The sequence below is a fragment of the Methanosarcina flavescens genome (assembly GCF_001304615.2).
Classification (GTDB): domain Archaea; phylum Halobacteriota; class Methanosarcinia; order Methanosarcinales; family Methanosarcinaceae; genus Methanosarcina; species Methanosarcina flavescens.
This window is the reverse complement of the sequence record NZ_CP032683.1, coordinates 652570-673505: the sequence shown is the minus strand read 5'-3', so window position 1 is coordinate 673505 and position 20936 is coordinate 652570. Positions and strand designations below refer to the sequence as shown.

The following is a 20936-nucleotide window of genomic DNA, read 5'->3' as shown; positions in this document are numbered from 1 at the left end:
ACCGTCAGGGGAAGACCCTCAGACGATCAAAGTTAACTTAAATTTTTTATAATATTTCAAAAGCCAGGATTACAAAAGATCAGAGGCCAACACAGAAGAGGTCAAGCCAGAAGTCCAGGCAAAAGAAGATAGGCCAGCTCGGGAGCCAGAAAAAGCGCATACAGGGAAAAAAGATCCGAGACTATTAGAATTAGTATATAGAGATATCGAGAACCTGCAAAAACAATATGCTATGGAAAAACAGCTATTAGCAGAGGAGTAGTTAAGAAAGAAACTTGCGCCAAAGTTGCAAGCAAGCGATTTATAAAAATAAGGAAAATCCTGTATAAAAAGGAAAGGCAAAAATTACTTTTTTCTCAGGTCTGCTTTCTTCCTTCTCAATAACAGCCCGAAAACAGCCATAACCACAATAACAGCAGCCCAAAATATAGCAGAGAATGGCTTTATAGGGGTTTTAAGCAAGTTAATTTTACTCTTCGTCATCTATGAGCCCCACGAAACCTGCACTTAATTGAATCAGCTATTTCCTTATTCATTTGCTTTTTTGCCTTTTCTTCGTCGATTTTTGAAATATCCATAACAGGTTCTTCAAACATCCTTAACTTCCTCCTTCTTCCATAAATTTCTTACTTTTGTGGGTTTTGAAAGCTTATAATCAGTTACAAGAGGCTTATACGCATCTTCACGCCTGCCCTGGTAGCCTTTGATGTATTTCTCTACCTTTCCCCGGAATTTATATCCGGTTCTGACAAATCCCCCGGTGTAGAAGTTTCTTTCTCCTTCGTTTTGCCCTAAAGCTTTTCTTTCTGGCATTTGTTAACCTCGTTGGGTATCCACACAGGCAACTCTAAGCCCCTATGAATTGTTTTCTATATATTTTTTCAGCTTTAACCATCTACCAGACTTCTCATTGCAGTAAGGACAGATGATATCGCAATAACGCTGTATTGTGGTGACGGATTTATACGGATGGCTACTCGTCACGGATAGCCAGTATAGAATATTAATATTGGCGAGGATTATTACTATAAAACTGTGGATTATCCCAATGGGAGGTATAAGGTCAGTGTGCGTGAGGTTTAACCCCATATCTTTTTTTTGAAGTGATAATATGACCAACAAGAAAAGACCAATCAAAAGAAAATCTAACCGCCTCCAACACTTCTGTTGGAAAGCGTTTTTCACTAAAAATGAGGTAAAAATGGATTCATATGAGCTAATAATGGGATTAATGGTAGTCTTGGCAGTTGTTGGTATAATAGTTTTGGCACTAATGGCAGTTTCGGCACTAATAGCCGATGCGAAACCTCCAATCAATATAGACGCTAACGATGTCGGAAATCACATAAACCAAAAAGTAAGTGTAACTCTCATAATTCAAGAACATATAGATGAAGGTACTAAGCTTAGTTTTATGATGCCTATATTCATTCCATATACAACATCTTCAGGAACAACAACTACAACATACACGAATGTTACTTATGTTCCGATTTTTGAAAATTATAAAGTATATTCCGCAAAAGAAGGTGTTTATCTAGCCTTGAATAACGATATTGATTTTTCAAGTGGTAAAGCTGTAACAGTAATTGGATATGTGAGAAAAGAAGAAAAGAGTAACAGATATGTTATAGAAGTGAGTGAAATTAAATGAGTCTTAGAGAAGATGGCAGCATGAGTGATGAATTACTAAATGAAATATTTCGAATTGCTAACAATGCAAAGTCGGATAAAGTGAAAAAACAAAAGCAAGAGACGGGTTAAAATCAAGCCTTAGAGGGAGTGAAACACTTGCTCAGATTTGGAAGAATGTAAAATAAAACAGTTAAAATCAGGCCTTAGAGGGATTGAAACCTGGACTGTAGAAGAGGAATAAAAACATGACTGAAGACATGGATAGAATAGCATTGGAAGGTCAGATAAAAAACATTCAAACGTTGATCGAGCTTGATGAAGAAGACATTAAAGGCTATACAGAGGATCTAGCTACCCAAAATATAACAGAAGGACCTCATTATGACGAAACAATGGAAATCATAAGAGAGAAAAAAATCCATTTGGGAGAATTATATAAAAAACTTGAAATTTTGAAAGATGAAACCCTCTCGTCTAAAGAACGGATACTACGTTCCTTAAGGGTATGTTAATTACCCTCAGATTACTAAAAACCAATGAAGCATTCTCAGGATGCACATAATAGAAATTGAACTGCCATGTCTCTCGAGTATGCTGATATTGTTTGAGCCCGTAAAACTACAGGAGTTGGTACCGGATGATTTATGAAACCGGATTGAATGGCAGAAGGAACCAGGCTGTAAAAGAAATACTCGGAGAAATACTATCCAGTGAGCCTGAACGTGAATATTACTTCAACGCTGCTGATGGTACAATAACAATGAACATAAACAGAACCGGCTATCCGAAAAAAGTAAACGTCAGCTGGTATACAATGGATCCATTGCATTACCCTGTGTTCAATGAAAATGATGAATATCTCGGTGCAGTTCTCAGCCAGCATGGTTTTCTGAGCATGGAAAGGCTGGCAGAAGCTGTGAGAAAGGCAAAAGCAAAAATGGCTAGATATCCGTGGTGATTGACATGCATCAGGAGGGGCATTAACGCTCAGTGAAAAAATTACTCGTCCTGAATATTCACAAATAAAATCCATAAAAAATTTGATCACACGATTTTTGGTTTTTGATCAAACTTTTTTTCGAAATACAGGTATCCTGTTTCTTCTTTCTGGAAAGTGAAGCCGTGTTTGAGATACATATCAATTGCTTTCGTGAGGGTTGAGTCGGTTTTAAGGACTACAGCCGAGCAGTTTTTTTCAGCAAAATCGAGAGCAGCCCTGAAGAGTTTTTTTCCATTGCCTTTGCTCCGGAAGGCTTTTTTAAGGTAGATACGGCGGATTTCGCACCAATTTTCATCGAGTTTTCGGACGCCTGCCGTACCTATAACTTTGTCATCGACGATTCCTACGAAAAACATGCCACCGCTTCCGAAGTAATAGCCGTTTATGTCGTTAAGGTCAGCATCTTTTAGCCTGTCGGGTTCAAAACCATGCTCCTGCAAAACTTCAAGAACAACCTCACGGACTTCTTCCTTTCTGGAGTCTTCATATCTCTGGATTATCATTTATTTCCTCCGCAAACAGGGCAGTCCCGTTATTTCTCACTTATCGGTTTTCAGGCTTTTTCTTAACGGCTCGGGGTTGAAGTAGTTACGGGATTGAGATATTTTTCCGGATTATTAAGGAAATCCAGCGATATAGTATAAAATATCTCCGTGCCCGTAATGAGGATAGCCTCATCAATATCGAATGTGCATGAGTGATTGATTTCCACGATATTTTTTTCCGGATTGCGGGTACCCAGGGAAAGGAAAATTCCTGGAATTTTCTGCAGGTAACTTGCAAAATCTTCGGCGGCAAAGGTTTTTTCGATCTCAGGATAGATTGTGAGCTCCGGGAAATTCTCCTGAAGCTTTGAGTTTACCGCGTTTGTAAACACCGGGTCATTGACAAGGACAGGATAACCGTGCAGTATATCAAGCTTGTAGTCAGGGAGGCCTGAAAATTCTTCTCCAGGCTTTACATATCTTTTTACCACTTTTTTCAGGCATTCCTCTATTGTCCTGTCGATGATATCTGTAGTCTCCCGGTCAAAGGTCCGATAACTTCCAAGGATCTCTACAGTATCAGGAATTCTATTGAATTGGGCTCCCCCTTGAATCCTCCCCACTCCAATAATATATTTATCTGGCTCAAGCTGTTTTTCCAGAGCAGGATAAAAGCTGTTTAGAAAATCCGTTGCCATCCGGACAGGGTCAATGCAATTTTCAGGTTTTGAGATGTGGCCTCCCTTTCCTGTAAGGGTAATCTCAAATCTGTTGGTGCTTGCCATGAACGGTCCTGAACGGAAGCCCACACTTCCTGATTCATGATTGGTGAATATATGCATCCCCATAATCGCATCCACGCCCTCAAGCCCGCCTTCTGCAATTACCCTTTCAGCACCTCCAGGAGGGATCTCTTCAGCAGGCTGGAAGATAAGGCGGACTTCACCTGGAAAATCCCGCTTTTCCTGAAATAGCTTCGCAGCCCCGAAAAGCATTGCCATGTGCCCGTCATGCCCGCAGGCGTGCATTACTCCCTTATTTCTGGATATGTATTCGCTATTCCTTTCAGTTAACTCTTCCTGCACCTGCAGCCCATCCATATCAGATCGAAGTGCAATACAGGGACCGGGTAAAGTTCCTCTGATGCTTGCAAGTACGCCTGTGTCTGCAATTTTTCTGGCTTCTATTCCCAGTTCCTCGAGTATTTTCTGGATTCGCTTCTGGGTCTCGTACTCCTCAAAACTGAGTTCAGGGTATCTGTGAAACTCGCGCCTGAGCTGTATAATCCAGGTTTCAAGCGCTTCTACACTGGGGTTCTCTCTCAAAAGCATTACCTCGGATGTTCTGCACCTGCAGTCTATTCCGTTTCTGATCTGTAACATTTATTTCTGGTTACATTTACTGTCCGTAATACTCACTGTTTGTAATCTTAATAATCTTTTAATTTACAATGCACTATTTTAATATACTTTATTTGTGTTTTATTTTATTCCAGAGTATATTCTCCTTAAATATTTGTAAGTTCAGGTATATTACTCCGACTTATTATTTACCTGGCTTTATCACACTATTTGATCCCGTACTTTTCGCTAAAGCCTTTTTTAAAAGGTTTTTGTTAAAAACCTGATAGTTATATACATGAATTGTACAATACATTTCCTTGTGTTTATTATAAATTCTTATAAAGCCCGGCTGTTGAAATTCCTTAAAATCCGGGTACTTTTTGGTTCTCTTGTAAGCTACAGGGATGATATAAAATGCTCAAAACACGCCTGAGGGATTTCCTTGTCACGAAAGATAACTGGCTTTTTGCAGTTTCAGACTATTTCCGCACCGATGGAATCCGGGCTACACTCCGTTACGTGCCCGATAAAAATGGGGAGAGGGAGTTAAACGGATTACGATACAAAAAATATGACTTTGGCCCGGCTTTCGAATTCATGAGGGAGCACAGGCCTGAGTGGGTGCAGGATGTCCATGTAGTTCCTGAATCCGAGGTAAAACAGGTGCTTCGTCCTTCCGACGTGATTCCCAAACTTGTTAACTCTGACCACCGCGTAAGGGCAATTGTAAAGGCACTCGATCTGGCAGGCATTCCCAGGACAAGCATGGGAGTTACGGGCTCAATGCTTGCAGGTCTCCAGAATGAAAACTCGGACATTGACTTTGTTGTATACGGCCCCATGTGGTTCAGGGCAAGAGATGCAATAACTGCTGCAAAACGACAGGAAGGACCCATTGAAGAAATCGATGATGAGATGTGGCAGAGAATCTACAGGAAGAGAATCCCAGACATCTCATTTGATGAGTTCATGCTGCATGAGTCCAGAAAAGGCAACCGGGGAATGGTTGAGGGCACTTATTTTGACCTTCTCTTTGTGAGGGAATGGGACCAGATAAAAGAGCCTCTCCTGCGCGGAGAGGATACCGTAAATATGAAAATTGAAGCCAGGGTCAAGAATGCCGATTTCGCTTTTGACAGCCCTGCTTACTACAAAGTCGAACACGATGTGATCGACCATGTGCTCTCATATACCCATACCTATGCAGGTCAGGCTCTTCCCGGAGAGCTTATAGAAGCCTGCGGCATTGTCGAAGAAGTAGGAGACATCAAGCGGCTTGTTGTGGGCACCTCCAGGGAGCCAAAAGGGGAATGGATAAGATCTCTCACCTGGCTTGAGAAGTGCGGATATCTTTGAAGAGTAAAACGTCAATTAGAGGGATTTGAACTTTATCTCGTGTATTCCGGGTAAGAGAACGAGCCAGAAGACAAATGGAATCCAAAAAAGTGTCTTCCCAAAAGAGACCTTTGATAACTTAGTTTTTGCCCTGTTTGTCTTTCCTTTCTCGGATTACATTTTTTTCTTCAATATACCATACAAAATCAGTAATTCAGCCACCGCAAAGGTTGCTCCAGGCTCGGGAGAGCTTTTCTTTTCTTTTTTTTCTATATCTGAAGCAGTGACTCCCTGTTTTTCTTTGTCAAAGTTTGTCTTATCGTCAGAAATGTCTTCTTTGCTCAGAGTCCGGTTTTCTCCTGTTCTGGCTGTTGAAATTTCAACCGATTGGATCTTCTCTTCAATCCCTGAGATTGCAAAAGGAGAAAAGCCTGGAGTTTCTGCGGTAAAATAGAAGTAATTTTCATCTTCCCCATTGAGGGATGTGGACAGCGGATTCCATAAGCCCTTATCGTACCGGTAAAGATTCACAGTATTTTCTCTAACCCGGTGATCGGCAATCCAGGCTTTACTCACTCTGAAATTTATTCTAGCATTTTCAAAATTCTCAGGACTTGAGAAGCCGCTATTTCCGATCCAGATGTTTATGTTTCTGTAAACTGCTCCCGGTGCAGGTTCCTTAACGATTGAAGATGTGTTTTTCAGTATCTCTACAATGGCAGTTGTTTTTCCGAAGTTCTTTTTTGGGTCGAATTCTACAGTAGCTATATCATTTATCTCGCCTTTAAAAGTAAAGCATGTGTGAGTACCTTTGAAAACCTGTTCACTCGAAACTTCCTTTAGTTCAATATTCTTGGTTGATTCCGGAGAGCCTGCACCTCCTCCTCCTCCACTTCCTCCTCTACTTCCTCCGCTTCCGCTATTTTCTCCTTCACTTCCTCCGCTTCCGCTATTTTCTCCTTCACTTCCTCTGCTTCCGCTACTTTCTCCTTCACTTCCTTCGCCTCCGTTACTTGCAGAGATATCAACCTCAGAAGGAGGATAAGTAATTGTTACTTCTGAAAACCCTTCTACAGGGACATCTGGAACGGAGTAAGCGGAGACTCTGCCCGTAATTGAAAAGTTACCAGGCTGGGAATTTAAAGGCACAGTCACATTATACATAACTGTCTTTTCTTCTCCGGCTGAGAGGTTCTCAATCCATATCCATTCCAGAGTGGTTGCTTTAAAAAAGTTGATTTCCGGAAATATAGTCCCATTATTCTCTGAATAGTTTACATGCCACCCGCCAGGGAGATCCTCATCAAGTACCAGGGCTCCAAGCTCGTGGTCTGCCTTTATATGTACAGTTACCGCAAAACTCTCGCCTGGGTAAACTGTTTCGGCAGAGATTTCCCTGCTTGCTTCTATCTCTGCGGCTGAGGTGGGGAGAACCGCCCAGACAAGCAGAAAAATCAAAGCGAAACCTGATACAAAGCCAGGCAATTTAATCCTGCTTTTAGTCTTGAAAACCCTGGTAATGTTCATAGAAATGAATCCACAATTATTTTTAATGTCTTTTTTGTACCTGATTCTTTTTTAGCACATATTTACTATTGATTTCTTCCCGGCTTATTTCCGTTTAATTTGTTTTCCGGCACGTTATCTGTAATTTCACTCGCTTCCAAATATGTTCTATAACCGCTTAAAATTATTAATTATGTGTTGATGTATATTATTATAACTGTTTTTTATTTTTTATTTCAACCTCCAAATAGAATTTCCTGATCACAGTACTTCTAAAAAACAGGAACAGGGTAGGGAATCTGATAGGACACTACACAGGAAGCCCTATAGAAAATCGAGGAGAAAACCTGGTGGATAACTTCAACTATATTTGCAGTCAAAGCCAAGTATAAATAAAACAGTTGCATATCCTTCTCTTATGAAAAGACAAAAAAGTTATCTCTGGTTTATTCTGGCATTAAGCCTTTTTTTAACCGCGTCTGCAGCTTTCGTGTATCCCGGTTTTGCCTTGCATCCTGATTTTACGGAAGACAGGGATCAGGCAGATAGGTCTGAGACTGCAGTTAACGGAATTAAATCCAGTTCAAGCATCGTTACTGAGGTCGAATATCCAAACCCTCTGGTTATTCTTAAAGCAGATGCTGCGACAATAGACTCAGGCACTGAGGTTACTGTTTATAACAATAACCTTGCTCTTGTAAAGGAAAGAAGGGAGTTTGAGCTCAATTCCGGGGTTAACACGGTCAAGTATACCGATGTTGCTGCCCTTATTGATCCTACATCAGTAATGTTTGAGGATACGAGGAATAAGGACACTGCCGTGCTGGAACAGAACTACGAATACGATCTTGTAAGCGGGCAAAAGCTTCTGCAGAAATTCCGGGACAGGGAAATTACCGTAACCGAAAAAGAAGGGGACACATATACAGGCACATTATTGAGTTACGACGGCGTGGTAGTACTCAGGTTGAGTGATGGTAAAGTCGTAACGATTTCCGAAGTCTCGAAAGTTGAATTCCCGGATTCGGCTGACCTGCTTACAAAACCCACTTTAGTCTGGCAGGTCTATTCGCCTGCGGCAGGTAAGCGAGATGTCCTTACTTCCTATCTTACGGGCGGTATGAGTTGGAAAGCTGATTATATCGTAAAAACAAATGCAGACGATACGAAAGCCGACATCCAGGGTTGGGTCAGCATAGATAATTCTGCAGGCACAACCTATGAGAATGCCAGGCTGAAACTTGTTGCAGGGGAAGTTCACCGCGTAGTCGCGCCCACATATCCCCTATATGAGGGTGAAGCTGTGGTAGAAGTCGCAGAAGAATCTATAGGGGCAAAGGATAGTTTTGTTGAGGAGTCCCTTTTTGAATACCATCTCTATACTCTTGAGAGGCCAGCCACCCTCAAAAACAACCAGGTAAAACAGCTTTCTCTGCTCTCTGCCGATGCCGTGCCTGTAAAAAAGGAACTCGTGTTCGATGTCACAAAAAGCAACGATGTCCGGGCAGTCCTTACTCTGAACAATTCAAAAGAAAGAGGTCTTGGAATGCCCCTTCCTGCCGGGACTATGAGGGTTTATAAAGCTGATTCTCAGGGACAGCTTCAGTTCCTCGGGGAAGACCGGATAGAGCATACCCCAAAAGATGAAGAGGTAGAGGTTTTTGTCGGAAATGCTTTTGATGTAACAGGCAAAAGAACCCGGACCAACTACGACAGACTGACCAAATACGCCTGGAAAGAGAGTTATGAGACCGAAATCAAAAACCATAAATCTCAGCCCCAGAAAGTGAAGGTTCTGGAGCATTTCTACGGCGAATGGAAAATCACAAACACCTCTGACCCATACGTGAAAAAAGATGCCTTTACCGCCGAATGGGAAGTAACCGTCCCCGCGGACAGCTCAAAGAAAATCACCTACACCGTAGAACGCAACTATTAAAACAAAAACAACATCAAACTGTCAAATAGAGACTCTACACCCAGGTGACCACAAAAAACCAACAAGGATACGAAAAAAATAGAAAAATAGAAAAACAGAAAAACAGAAAAACAGTAACAAATATTCTTTGTTTAGCCCACTTGACCAAAGCCGTTGCTGGAGGTTTTTCGCTCAAGTCTTTTCAAAAAAGGCTTGCGATCGAATCTTTCTTAAAAATCTGCGGGACTGAGCAAAAATACGTAAAATTTCTATCCCCCAAATAAGCCCTCTTGAGCGAAGCGAAAAGGGCACCGTCCTCCCGAGACGGGACTCGGGCGCAAAAACTTATTATTATCATGCCGGCAATTAACCCTTGAGATGATTATAGGTGTAATGGGTCCCGAGGGCTCGTACTCGGAAAAAGCTGCAAAATTATGGGTTCAGAAAAACATGCTTGATGGCGCCGAAATCCATTATTTTGCAGATATAGAGGATGCGTTTCTGGCAGTTGTACAGGGAAAATCCGATTTTTCAGTAATTCCGATAGAAAACTCTATTGAGGGCTCGGTAGGGGTTACTCTCGATCTGCTTCTTGAGAACGGGGCTGAAATAATCGGAGAAATTGTTGTCAAAATCGAGCACTGCCTGCTCTCAAAAGGCGAGCCTGAGAAAATCAGGGTTATACTTTCGCATCCACAGGGGCTCGCCCAGTGCAGGCACTTCCTGAAAACCAACTTTCCTGAGGCAGAACTCAGGAGTACAGGCAGCACTTCCCACGCAGCAAGGCTTGCAGGCGAGTTTGAAGAGATGGCAGCGATAGCCTCCCCCGAGGCTGCCGAATGCTATGGGTTAAAAGTGCTTCTCTCAAACGTTCAGGACCGGAAGGAGAATTACACCCGTTTCATTGTTTTGCGAGCCTCAGAGACGAATCGGGTTCAGCAAGTTTCCTTTATTGCAGAAAATAAATCTGATAACGTAAAATCATATTCCAGCTCTGAACAGGAATCGGGGCACGAGTTTTATCCTGAGAGTAAAATCGAGCCTGATAACTCCAGCCTTTCAGCCTGCAAAACCTCTATTATAGTATATCTTGAGAAAGACAGACCTGGTGCATTATACGAAATTCTCGGGGCATTTGCAAAAAGCAGAATTAATCTCACAAGGATCGAATCAAGGCCTTCAAAAAAGGAACTCGGGGACTATTACTTCTACATCGATTTTGAAGGGAGAGCCAGCGATCCACTTATAAAAAATGCATTAAAAGAAATAAAGAACAAAATCCATACACTAAAAATACTGGGTTCATATCCCGCTTTTAAAAAGCCATAATTACTCAGCTTTAGAATTCCGCACTGCTTATGTTATTATTTACAGAAGGCGGTAATAAGATGTCTGCATATTAGAAGGCATGAATCTACATACAGTGTTTTCTAAATACCGGTTTAGTGCACAGATCTGAAAAATGCATGTTCCAGAACGTGTACTTTTATATACTATCTTTCTATACTATCTTTCTAGAAGATCTTCTTATAGTATATTTGCATGTTTCATGCACAGGTCTTACTTACGATTATTCATTATCACAGCCGTTTTCCAGGCTGCAAAAAGGAGCGAGGTTGCTCTGAGTATTGAAGAAATAGTAAAAAGACACGAATCAACCCTAAAAAAATATAGAGGACTCTATGCTTTTGCAGACCTGTTTGCAAGTTTTCTTGTAATTTATGTCCTTTTCGTGCTTTTCAACATACAAGATTTATTTCTAATGTTTAGCACCTTCGAACCTTATACCGGTGCAAGATACAATATTCTGGGCTTCAATGCTCTTTTTGAGACGCTGGGGCTTATTTCCTTGGCTTTTATCCTCTCTCTTATCCTAACAGCCGTCAGACACCATAGGGCTGAAAAGAAAGATGCGATTGCCCTCATAGAGGAAACGCATCCTGTACTTAAGGAAAGATTGAGGACTGCATACGATAACCGTAATACTGACAATATTATTGTCCGGGACCTTATAGGCGGGGTAATAATCGATTCGAAATCCGTAAAGTCCTCTTCCTTTCTTAATCGGAAAAAGCTTGCAAGAGATCTGGTTGTAATAGTATTTGCATTTACCGTTCTTGCATACGTTGCAGGAACCGGATACCAGACAGCGTTCAGCCCCACCGACCTTAATGGAGTGATTGAAAATATTCCCTTTGTCTCGGATTCGAACAGCGAGCTTTACCCTGTAGAGGAGAACGGTGGGACCTCGAATAATGAGAGCCAGGAAGACATTTTCGGAGAGCCTGCTGTTATCGTTGTGGAAGGCAAGGAAGTTGACCTGAAAATTCCTCCAGGCGCGGGGCAGGGTTTTACAAGCCAGGAAACAGGAGAACAGATTAACGGATCATTTATCCAGTCAGGTCCTGTAAACCCTGAAGCGGTTGCCTCCCAATCTTATTATGAGAATTTGCCGGAAGGATATCGGAATGTTATCCAGAGTTACTTTGAAGAACTTGCAGAAGAATAATTTGGAAAATCTATATAAAGCCGGATTTACCTGCATTCAGTTTTCTCGAAGATTGTCTGAAAGCAGTTTTTGAATAACAAGCAGTGTTTTGGAGGCACACTGTTGCAGAAACAGGTAAAGTTCGGAAAAGCTGGCTTTAAGCCTCTAAAAACAGAAACCTAAAGGGTGAAGCAGATATGAGTGAGAATATTACCGTCTCCGGGCAGGCTGCCACGACCTATCAGAACGCAGGCAGGATTTTCAAAAGTTTTTTTGAAGAGATCGGAAATGTTATTGTAGGCCAAAACAGAGTGGTGGAGCAGATAGTAATTGCTATACTCTGTGAAGGGCATGCCCTCGTTGAGAGTAATCCAGGGCTTGGAAAAACACTTATGATTTCCACAGTCTCAAAGGCAATGAACCTGAAGTTCAGCAGGATTCAGTGTACTCCTGACCTCATGCCTTCTGACATTACAGGGACAAACGTCATTGAAGAGACGGACCACAAAAAGGAATTCAGGTTCCAGCCAGGACCAGTTTTCTCAAACGTCGTACTTGCGGATGAGATTAACAGGGCATCCCCAAAGACCCAGTCAGCTCTGCTGGAAGCGATGCAGGAAAAACAGGTAACAGTCGGAAATGATACCTTCCTGCTGGACAGCCCCTTCTTCATCCTTGCCACTCAGAATCCCATAGAAATGGAAGGCACGTATCCTCTGCCTGAAGCCCAGCTTGACCGTTTTCTTTTAAAGATTCTTGTAGATTATCCCTCCTATGAGGAAGAAATGGAAATAATAAACCGCTATACGAAATCCGAAGTTCCGAAAATTTCCAGGGCACTGGATAAAACCACACTTCTGGATTTGCAGAAACTCACTCGGCAGGTTCCGATCTCCGAGGAACTCAAACAGCGCGTCCTTACTATTGTTGGTATGACAAGAAAGGATAAAGCACGTATCGAGTATGGAGCTTCTCCGAGAGCGTCAATAGGCCTCATTCTTGCTGCAAAAGCCAGAGCCCTTATAGAGGGCAGGAACTTCGTAAGCAAAGAGGATATTGATTACATGGCATACCCTGTCCTCCGCCACAGGCTTATCCTGACCTTCGAAGCCGAAAGAAGCGGAATAACTCCTGACCAGGCTATTGAGGATATTATTAAGAAAGTAAAGTAAAACCTGAACCCTGGCCGATTTCTGGTCAGGAAAAGGAACTGCAAATAAATTAAATAAATTTAATACCCAGAAGGTTTTACCCGAGTCCGGGGCAAACCGAGCTTTTTATTGACGATCCAGAATGACTCGCATAAAACAAAATATTGAAACGGACTTCTTCAGGCAGCTTGACCGCTTTACATTTTCTGTCCGGAAGAGGGTATCGACTGTTTACGCCGGAAACCGCCCGTCTACCCGGAGCGGGCATGGCATTGATACCATCGGGTTCAGGGAATATGACCTTAATGACAGCCTGAAAGATATCGACTGGAAAGCCTATGCGAGGACTGAAAAACTTTATGTGCGCCAGTTTGAGGAAGAAAAAACCCTTACGACCCATATCCTTCTGGATGCCAGCAAAAGTATGGATTACCCTGAAAAAGGAACTTCAAAGTTTGAGTACGCTGCCATGCTTGCCGCAGGTTATGCCTACATGGTAACAAAATATAACGATAGGTTTGCGATCTCGACATTTACACAGGAAGTCGATATAAATAAGCCAAGACGTGGGCGAAAAAATCTTCTCTGGGCAATCGACAGGCTTGGAAAGCTCGAACTGTCAGGAGGAACCTCTATAGGGGAAGCTGTTATAAAGTACAGCCAGGAAATCAAATCCAGGTCCCTTGTAATCCTTATCTCGGACTTTCTTCAGGAACCCGAGGCAATAGAAGCTGCAGTTTCCAGGCTATCGAGCCATGACCTGATTCTTATCCAGGTGCTCGACCCCACGGAAAAAATGCTCCCTCTTCAGGGTAACAGCAAGCTTATAGACCTTGAAACCGGAGAAGAGATCCGAACGTACGTCAGTGAGAGATTCAAAGAGAAATATCTTGAAAAGCTTGAAGACCATGGCGCAAGAATTAAAAAAGCCTGTATGAGAGCAGGGGCTGAGTTTTACAGTTTTACAACCGATACCCCTATCTTTGACGCTTTCTACCATACCATCAGGAGAAGGAGACGTTAAAAATGCCTTTTGAGAACCCTTTTGCTCTTGTCGCTCTCCTGAGTGTCATCCCGCTTATTATTATCTACATGCTCCGCCCGAAGCCGACGGTACTTGCAATTCCAACACTCATGTTTGTCCTTAAGCTTGAGAGGGAAAGAAAACGGGTTTATGCTTCGCTCACCAAGATCGTACAGGATCCACTTTTCCTGGTTCAGCTTCTAGTGCTTATCCTGCTCTCCATTGCGGCAGCAGGCTATTACTACAACTCGGAGGAGCCTCTGAGCGGAGAGCATACCGTACTTATCCTCGATACCTCTGCAAGCATGCAGGTCGATTCCCGTTTTGAGGATGCAGTCGGTATTGCTGACGGCTATGTAAGCAAGAAGAACAGCATAATTCTTGCTTCGGATATGCCTTTGACTGTTCTTAAAGGAGGGAGCGCTTCAGCTGCCCATGATATTTTCAAGAAGATCAGACCGAGTGCAGGCACTGCCGACCTGTCTGCAGCAATTACCACAGGCATGCGAGCTCTTTCCACGGAAGGCGGAAGAATTATCGTTGTTTCGGACTTCACGAACTCAAAAGGCGATGATCCAGTTGCTTCCAAGAACCTTGCCGAGTCCTACGGGATTAAGGTGAATTTCATAAAAGTAGGGAATCCTGCCGACAATATTGGAATTATCAATGGCTGGATTGAAGCTATGGATGGCAATTACGGCTATACTGGTGTGATCAAGAACTACAGGAACAGCAACCAGAAAGTTGAAATCGAGACTGGGAGAGGCACTTCAGGAAACGCATCAACGTCCTTTACCCTGGATGTCCCTGCAGGTGGAACAAACCAGTTCACTCTCGGGAATCTCGGGCCAGGCCTTACAACGGTTCGGCTTAATGTCGAAGACAGCCTGCCTGTTGACAATAAAGCCTATATTTCCATTCCAGAGACCTCAAACCAGCGCATACTCTATATTACCGATAACGGAAAGCTGCCTTCGAAAACCGCACTCTCCCTGCTCCCGAACAGTAACATGACCGTTTCAGAATCCGTGCCTGCTGAGCTTGATAATTACACACTTGTCGTGCTTGCGCAGAAAGAGACCCCTATAGGGAATAACTCGGTAGAAAGAATAGAAAGCTATGTCAGGAACGGAGGCAATGCGGTATTTATTGTAAGTGGAGCCCTGGTTCCCGAGAAAACGGAGGTCGACCTTATTAAGATCCTGCCTGTGAAACCTCAGAGGCTTGAGGACGCCGAAAACGGACTTGAGGTTGAAGAAGTCCTGAAGAGTAGCATTACGAAGGATATAAGGAGTGACGAAATCTCGGTACGCAGATACTTGAATGCAACTGAAAGGACAGGCTCGACAACTCTGGTAGCACTGAAAGAAAACAATGTCCCTTTACTGAGTTATTGGCAGGTAGGCAGTGGAACGGTTTTTTATATGGGGCTGAGCGATGAGCTTGGGGAAAATTCCTGGAACAATTTCCATAACCTGCCCGAGTACCCCGTTTTCTGGATAAAACTTGTCCAGTGGCTTGGAGGAGCAGGCGATATCTCGGAATACAACCTGAAAACCGGTTCACTGACCTCACTTTCGAAAACCGAGGAAATCCGTACGCCTACAAAGACCTTCACTTCAAACCGCATTCTTTTTGACGAAGCCGGAATCTATGAACTTGCAGGTAAAAGAATTGCAGTCAATCTGTACAATGACAGGGAATCGAATACTACGGTTGACGCCTCGGAATTGATGAAAAGGGCTGTTTCGGACGATGAGCCCAAACTTGTGAGGGCTGATACTTACACTGCCAAGAATGACATTACCAACTACCTGATAGGAGTTTTGTTCCTGCTAATACTGCTTGAAATCCTTATTGTGCGACAGCGAGGTGAATTATGAACCTCTCGCTTGAACATCCAGAGATGCTCTTCCTGATAATCCCTGTTATTATTGCGGGATTCTATTTCCTGCGGAAGACAAAAACGAAACTTGTAGAATGGAGAATGCTTGTAGCTTTCCTGCTTGTGCTTGCCCTTGCTTCTCCCTATACCACGATTACACAGACCATAAGCGAAGAAAACCCCTCGCTTGTGCTGGTTCAGGACCAGACATCAAGCATGGGTATTTTTTCTGAAGAAGCAGGCAGTGAACTATATAAAGCCCTTGTAGCCAGTACCCCGACAGCTTTAGTCCAGCTAACCGGGGATAAAACCTCGCTTGGGGATACAATTACGCAGTACGCAGGCAGCGGCAACCAGATAGTTCTGATCAGCGACGGAAACAATAACGCTGGCAAGGATCTCTCTGAAGCTCTGGAGTTTGCAAAAGAGACCAACACGCCTGTCTATCTTGTCGAGCCCGAACTCACAACAAATGATCTCAGTGTCGAGATTATCGGGGACAAGACTGTTGTTGTGGATAACCGAAACGAGTTCGGGATAGTTGTCCGCCAGGCTTCAAACCAGAGTGTCAGCTATTTCCTTGAGGTATTTGTGGATGGGCAGCTTTCTCAGAGCAGGGATTTTACCCTGGAGGGCAGGAACAACAGCGAGAATCCAATCCCGATTAATCAGGCTTTTACCACCCTGGGCGCCCATAATCTCAGGGTAAAAATCACTCCGCATGGAGAGGACCGCAATGCGGTTAACAATGAGTTCTTCAAGTCCGTTTATGTTATTCCAAAGCCCAAGCTCACCCTTGTTACTAATGAGCCGGATTCGCCTCTAGGCAGGATTCTGGATAACCTTTACAATGTTTCAGCAGTCAGCACCTATCCCGGAGCAGCAGCTCTTGAAAGCAGCAAGGTTCTTGTGCTTGATAATCAGGTAATGAGCTCCTTTTCCGAAGCCCAGATGAAAGAAATCAAAAATTATGTCAGCAACGGAGGCGGGCTTGTAGTCTTGGGAGGAAAGCAGGCTTACAACTATGGGAATTACCTTAATTCCTCGTTTGAAGAAATCCTGCCTGTGCTTTCAAAGCCTTCCGAATATAAAGGTGGAAGAAACCTCGTCCTCATACTTGATGTTTCTCCAAGTACTGCTGCCCATGGAGCCCAGGCAGATATCTTGGCAAATGCGATCTATATTATCCAGAATGAAAACCTAAGAGATGCAAACGTAGGGGTTATAGCATTCGGAAGTGAAGGATATGACGTCTCAGGAGGATTCGTGTTCCTGGGACTTTCCCAGAACAGGGAAATTCTGGAAGACAAGATCTCTAAGCTGATCTCTGATGAGCAGAGTAAAACTTCCTTAAACGAGGGTCTCAATACTGCAAAGGATATGCTTGCAGGCAGCGATGGGGAACTTGATGCTATTATTATCTCAGATGGAGCAATTGAGGATTCCTATGACCCAAGCCTTCAGGCTGCAAGAGAACTTCAGGAACTGGGTGTAAATCTGTACTTTATCCATATCCAGTCGGTAGCTCCTTCCCAGACTGATAAAACCAGAAACTATTACGCTGAGAACCTGATGAAAGAGCTCGGGCTTGAAAATAACTACTTCCACATTAACAAAGGAGAAAGGGCAAATATAGGCTTTGAGCCGCCGGCAGAGCCTCCTGAAGAGGAGGGAGAAGAAGAGGAAGTCGAGCTTGATGCTTACCCCCTGCTTGAGTACTCTCCAGACCACTTCATTACAAAGAATGTGAATCTTTCAAATGCCACTATTACAGGATATAACGATGTTACTCCGAAAGCCGGAGCTGAGCGTCTTGTTATCACTGTCACCGGAAAGCCTGTTCTTACCACCTGGCGCTTCGGGCTTGGCAGGGTTGCAGCCTTTACCACGGACAATGGAGAAGGAGCAGGCTCCCGCTGGGCATCTGCCCTATATAACGGCTCAAGCGCGAGGCTTATTTCAGGCACTACGAACTGGGCAATAGGAAACCCGAGAGCTGAAGAAGGGGCTGCGCTGGATAGTCCGGATACCTGGCTCGGCACGCCTTCCGACCTGACTCTTACAATGTACGATGAGGGAATCCCTGAGCTTAAAATGGATGGAAGCCCTCTAGATCTTGCTTTAACCGGAAGGAACACCTATGAGGCAAGTGTAAACCCAGAGACCATTGGAATACATGATATCTCAGGCTATCCGCTTGCGGTAAATTACCAGCTTGAGTACCGGGATGTAGGGGTTAATGAGGATATAAAGTCTCTTATCCTTGCAACCGGAGGGAAGATATATACTGAAAAGGATGCAAGAGCCCTTCTCCTGAAAGATGCTCGGCAAAACTCGGAAAGGCAGTCAGACGAGCCTGTGAGCTTGAAGATGCCTGTGCTCCTTGCGGCGCTTGTGCTTTACCTGGGTGAAATCCTTGCAAGGCGCATAAAGGAGATGAGAAAGCTTTAAAATGCGCAGGTTGAGGCAGAAACATGAACATAAGAACCCCTAATGGGCTCTTTAAATGTTGGGGCTCTTTAAATGTTCAGGAAATTTCCTTCACGGAGTACCCATAGGGGAAAAAAATTCTTCAAACCATGGTGTACTTCTATAGCATCCTTCTAAAACATCCTTCAAATTAAGGACACTCTTTTATAATTTTTTAAAATCTGTTATAAACACGCCAGAAGAGCTAGGGTTACCTGTCCGAAAAAACCGGCGAAAACCGGCACTATAAGGTTATCATCAATTTTGTTGACTGCGGTTTCCATAAGGGTTGCAAAGAAAGCCATTACCAGGGAGACTATGGGATTTCCGACTATAAGCATCCCGATAAGGAAATCGATAATGAATTCCGAGGCGGAGCCCTCAATTGATTTATCGTTTTTAAATATTTTTTGAAAAACCCGTCTTTTCCCGTAGAATTTCCCTATCAGAGCCGCAGCCAGGTCACCGAAGGTCGTCATAAGGATAGCAGCATAAGCGATTTCCCGGCTGAAAAGTGATATTACGGAAATAGCTCCGAGCGTAAAGAAGATATGGCCTCCAAAGCGGTCGGCTTCAGTTTTTCTGTACATGATATAGAAAAGAGGTATTCGAATTTTATGCTCAATCCGGAAATAGTCAAGAACAAGAACAGTTACAAGAAATAGTATGAGCACCCACAGCACGGCTTCCTTTCCGAAAAATTCGTAGATGATCACGATAAGGATTGAGACCAGATGCACACTTTTTCTCAGAAGTTCCAGGATAAATTCTCTGGACGGCATGGCAAAAGAATCTGTGAGGGTTATAGTATAAAGTTATATCTGTTTCTGTATTTTCTTCGTTGCTGTGTATCTTTTCCGGCGGGTATACCCAATATTAAACAAAACGAAAAAGCCGATAGGGAATCCGGTTAATTTATCCGTACCGGATTCCATCCTCTGAAACTGGAATCTTACGAGCCTTCATGTGCAGTATCATAATCGGGATTAATTACGATATCCTTTATGTTTGAGTTTTCCCCTATAGTGACTTCAGGCCAGACCTTAACCCCTGAGTGTATTGTTGAATTGTTTCCAATAGTTACTTTATGCCCAATAACAGTTCCATTTTCAAGGAAACAGTGGTCTCCAATTACGGTTTCGTCTGATACTACCCCGCCTGAAATATTGGAATCCTTTCCTATGGACACATTATCGAATAGATAAGATGAGAGAATCTTTGCGTTATCCTCTATAATACAATTTGAGCCTATAACACTGTAAGGCCCGATAAGAACATTGTCGCCTATAGTTGTATTTTCCCCTATGACTATTGGTCCCACAAGGGAAGAGTTCGAACCTATGCACACGTTGTTTCCTATGGAAAGCGGTCCTTTTATTCTTGCATTCCGGGTCGTGAAGTGCCCTTCGATTGTCGTTCCGGGAAGGGCATCGAGCATCCAGCGCTGTGCCTGCCTGTAAGCTGCCGAACTTCCGACATCAGTCCATTGCCCCCGCACAAGCACGCCGTTGATTTTCTTGTCGGCTTCAAGCATGCAGGGAAAGAGGTCTTTTGCGAAGTCAAATTTTCTGTGTCTGGGGATCCATTCAAAAATCAAAGGATCACAAACGTATATTCCCGTACTTGCAAGGTTGCTGAATATCTGGCCTGCTTTTGGTTTTTCCAGGAAACGATGAATCCGGTTATTTATATCCATATCCGCAATTCCGAATTCTCTAGGGTCGTCTATTGAAAGAAGCCCTATAGTTACCAGAGCATCGTTCGATTCATGGAAACGGTACATCTCTCTCAGGTTAAGGTTGAGAACATGATCTCCCCCAAGCACAATAAACGGCTCGTCTTTCAGGTATGCCTCGGCATTTTTTACCCCCCCTGCCGTTCCGAGCTTTTCTCTCTCGTACACATAATCGATATGTACCCCAAACATGTGCCCATCCCCGAGTTGCTCTTCTATGAGTTCTCCCATATATCCCAGGGTTATAACTATTTCATTAAACCCTTCTCTTGAAAGATGCTCTATCAGATGCAGGACTGACGGCTTATTAAGAATCGGTATGCTCGGTTTAGGGTGCTTGAATGTCAGCGGCCTGAGTCTTGTCCCTGCTCCTCCGCACATGATACACGCTTTCATATTTTTCCCATATGTTCCTGTATGAATATATTATTTACAATAGACTGTTATCTTTATCTGAAAAGTTATTGATAATGATTACTCAAGATAATACTATTTAAAGAAAAAGGTAATCACATCGAAGAAGGGTGGTAATCATTTCGTAGAATAATCATCACTCAAAAGAATATCTTCTTTTCTTTCCACCGTGATTTCTCTTTTCCCTTTATATTCCGAGACTGTACCCGTTAAACCGATAAAATCTCCTTCCTGGATTGACATATTCAGGGCGTCTGCACCTGCGGTCTTTGGGATAAAAACGCTCAGGACTTCGGAGTCGCAGTCTACCTGTAAAAGCAGGTGTCCGCCTGTATAAGTAAACCGTTTGCTCAGAACTTCGGCTTCAAGGAATACTTTTTCCCCTACACCGGATTCCCTGCTGTACTGCCTGATTTCTTTCCCTGACTCCTGTCCAGATGCTGTAAATCCCGATCCGAAGCAGAGATAAGCTGTCATAAGAGAAGTTAGTGTCATAAATAAAAGCAGTACCATAACTTTTTCTTCTTTTTCCATATTTTATCTCCTGC

19 protein-coding genes are annotated in these 20936 nt (G+C 43.2%); 11 read left to right on the top strand and 8 right to left on the bottom strand.

The features are described 5' to 3' along the window. Positions 1-345 precede the first annotated feature (345 nt). Together AOB57_RS02930 and AOB57_RS02925 are read right to left on the bottom strand one after the other, a co-directional pair. Complete coding sequence (locus tag AOB57_RS02930; protein ID WP_167829518.1) at positions 346-483, bottom strand: hypothetical protein; 138 nt, start codon at positions 481-483, stop codon at positions 346-348. A 105-nt stretch (positions 484-588) separates the two neighbouring features. Further along, on the bottom strand, positions 589-813 hold the full coding sequence (locus AOB57_RS02925; RefSeq protein ID WP_048168183.1) for a hypothetical protein: 225 nt from the start codon (positions 811-813) through the stop codon (positions 589-591). 388 nt (positions 814-1201) lie between these two features. Here AOB57_RS02925 and AOB57_RS02920 point away from each other — a divergent pair, with 388 nt between their 5' ends. From AOB57_RS02920 to AOB57_RS14430, 3 genes are all read left to right on the top strand, one after another. Further along, on the top strand, positions 1202-1654 hold the full coding sequence (locus AOB57_RS02920) for a hypothetical protein (protein WP_156149763.1): 453 nt from the start codon (positions 1202-1204) through the stop codon (positions 1652-1654). Between the two features lie 226 nt (positions 1655-1880). Beyond that, the gene (locus AOB57_RS02915) at positions 1881-2147 is read left to right on the top strand and encodes a hypothetical protein (RefSeq protein WP_048168185.1); all 267 of its coding nucleotides are present in this window, start codon (positions 1881-1883) and stop codon (positions 2145-2147) included. 125 nt (positions 2148-2272) lie between these two features. Then, the gene (locus AOB57_RS14430) at positions 2273-2593 is read left to right on the top strand and encodes a hypothetical protein (RefSeq protein ID WP_226999613.1); all 321 of its coding nucleotides are present in this window, start codon (positions 2273-2275) and stop codon (positions 2591-2593) included. Between the two features lie 86 nt (positions 2594-2679). Here the strand turns inward: AOB57_RS14430 and AOB57_RS02905 are convergent, their stop codons facing one another. Both AOB57_RS02905 and AOB57_RS02900 read right to left on the bottom strand, forming a co-directional pair. After that, complete coding sequence (locus AOB57_RS02905; RefSeq protein WP_048168186.1) at positions 2680-3138, bottom strand: GNAT family N-acetyltransferase; 459 nt, start codon at positions 3136-3138, stop codon at positions 2680-2682. 62 nt (positions 3139-3200) lie between these two features. Further along, on the bottom strand, positions 3201-4502 hold the full coding sequence (locus tag AOB57_RS02900) for a M20 metallopeptidase family protein (RefSeq protein WP_082384191.1): 1302 nt from the start codon (positions 4500-4502) through the stop codon (positions 3201-3203). Between the two features lie 375 nt (positions 4503-4877). Here AOB57_RS02900 and AOB57_RS02895 point away from each other — a divergent pair, with 375 nt between their 5' ends. Then, positions 4878-5819, top strand: coding sequence for a nucleotidyltransferase domain-containing protein (locus AOB57_RS02895; protein ID WP_054298557.1), 942 nt, complete (start codon positions 4878-4880; stop codon positions 5817-5819). Positions 5820-5972: 153 nt separating this feature from the next. On the opposite strand, the gene AOB57_RS02890 is transcribed toward AOB57_RS02895, so the two are convergent. Then, complete coding sequence (locus AOB57_RS02890; protein ID WP_226999612.1) at positions 5973-7283, bottom strand: PGF-pre-PGF domain-containing protein; 1311 nt, start codon at positions 7281-7283, stop codon at positions 5973-5975. A 439-nt stretch (positions 7284-7722) separates the two neighbouring features. Between AOB57_RS02890 and AOB57_RS02885 the strand changes: the two genes are divergently transcribed. From AOB57_RS02885 to AOB57_RS02855, 7 genes are all read left to right on the top strand, one after another. After that, positions 7723-9243, top strand: coding sequence for a DUF4139 domain-containing protein (locus AOB57_RS02885; RefSeq protein ID WP_054298659.1), 1521 nt, complete (start codon positions 7723-7725; stop codon positions 9241-9243). Between the two features lie 357 nt (positions 9244-9600). Then, on the top strand, positions 9601-10551 hold the full coding sequence (gene pheA, locus AOB57_RS02880) for a prephenate dehydratase (protein WP_054298554.1): 951 nt from the start codon (positions 9601-9603) through the stop codon (positions 10549-10551). A 220-nt stretch (positions 10552-10771) separates the two neighbouring features. Then, the gene (locus tag AOB57_RS02875) at positions 10772-11731 is read left to right on the top strand and encodes a DUF7502 family protein (RefSeq protein ID WP_226999611.1); all 960 of its coding nucleotides are present in this window, start codon (positions 10772-10774) and stop codon (positions 11729-11731) included. 176 nt (positions 11732-11907) lie between these two features. Further along, entirely contained in the window at positions 11908-12882 is a 975-nt protein-coding gene (locus AOB57_RS02870) for an AAA family ATPase (protein ID WP_054298553.1), read from the top strand. Positions 12883-13003: 121 nt separating this feature from the next. Beyond that, complete coding sequence (locus AOB57_RS02865; protein ID WP_054298552.1) at positions 13004-13885, top strand: DUF58 domain-containing protein; 882 nt, start codon at positions 13004-13006, stop codon at positions 13883-13885. Between the two features lie 2 nt (positions 13886-13887). After that, a complete protein-coding gene (locus AOB57_RS02860) occupies positions 13888-15768 on the top strand; it encodes a vWA domain-containing protein (protein WP_054298551.1) in 1881 nt (626 codons plus the stop codon). After that, entirely contained in the window at positions 15765-18221 is a 2457-nt protein-coding gene (locus AOB57_RS02855) for a vWA domain-containing protein (protein WP_054298550.1), read from the top strand. The genes AOB57_RS02860 and AOB57_RS02855 overlap by 4 nt, the downstream gene beginning before the upstream one ends. A gap of 203 nt (positions 18222-18424) precedes the next feature. Here AOB57_RS02855 and AOB57_RS02850 read toward each other — a convergent pair whose 3' ends face one another. The 3 genes from AOB57_RS02850 to AOB57_RS02840 form a co-directional block, all read right to left on the bottom strand. Next, complete coding sequence (locus AOB57_RS02850; protein WP_054298549.1) at positions 18425-19021, bottom strand: diacylglycerol/polyprenol kinase family protein; 597 nt, start codon at positions 19019-19021, stop codon at positions 18425-18427. 170 nt (positions 19022-19191) lie between these two features. Then, positions 19192-20370 (bottom strand): nucleotidyltransferase family protein, encoded by a 1179-nt coding sequence (locus tag AOB57_RS02845; protein ID WP_054298548.1) that lies wholly within the window; start codon positions 20368-20370, stop codon positions 19192-19194. A gap of 135 nt (positions 20371-20505) precedes the next feature. Then, positions 20506-20922: an OB-fold nucleic acid binding domain-containing protein gene (locus AOB57_RS02840; protein ID WP_054298547.1), complete on the bottom strand. Its 417-nt coding sequence runs from the start codon at positions 20920-20922 to the stop codon at positions 20506-20508. Between the last annotated feature and the right edge of the window lie 14 nt (positions 20923-20936).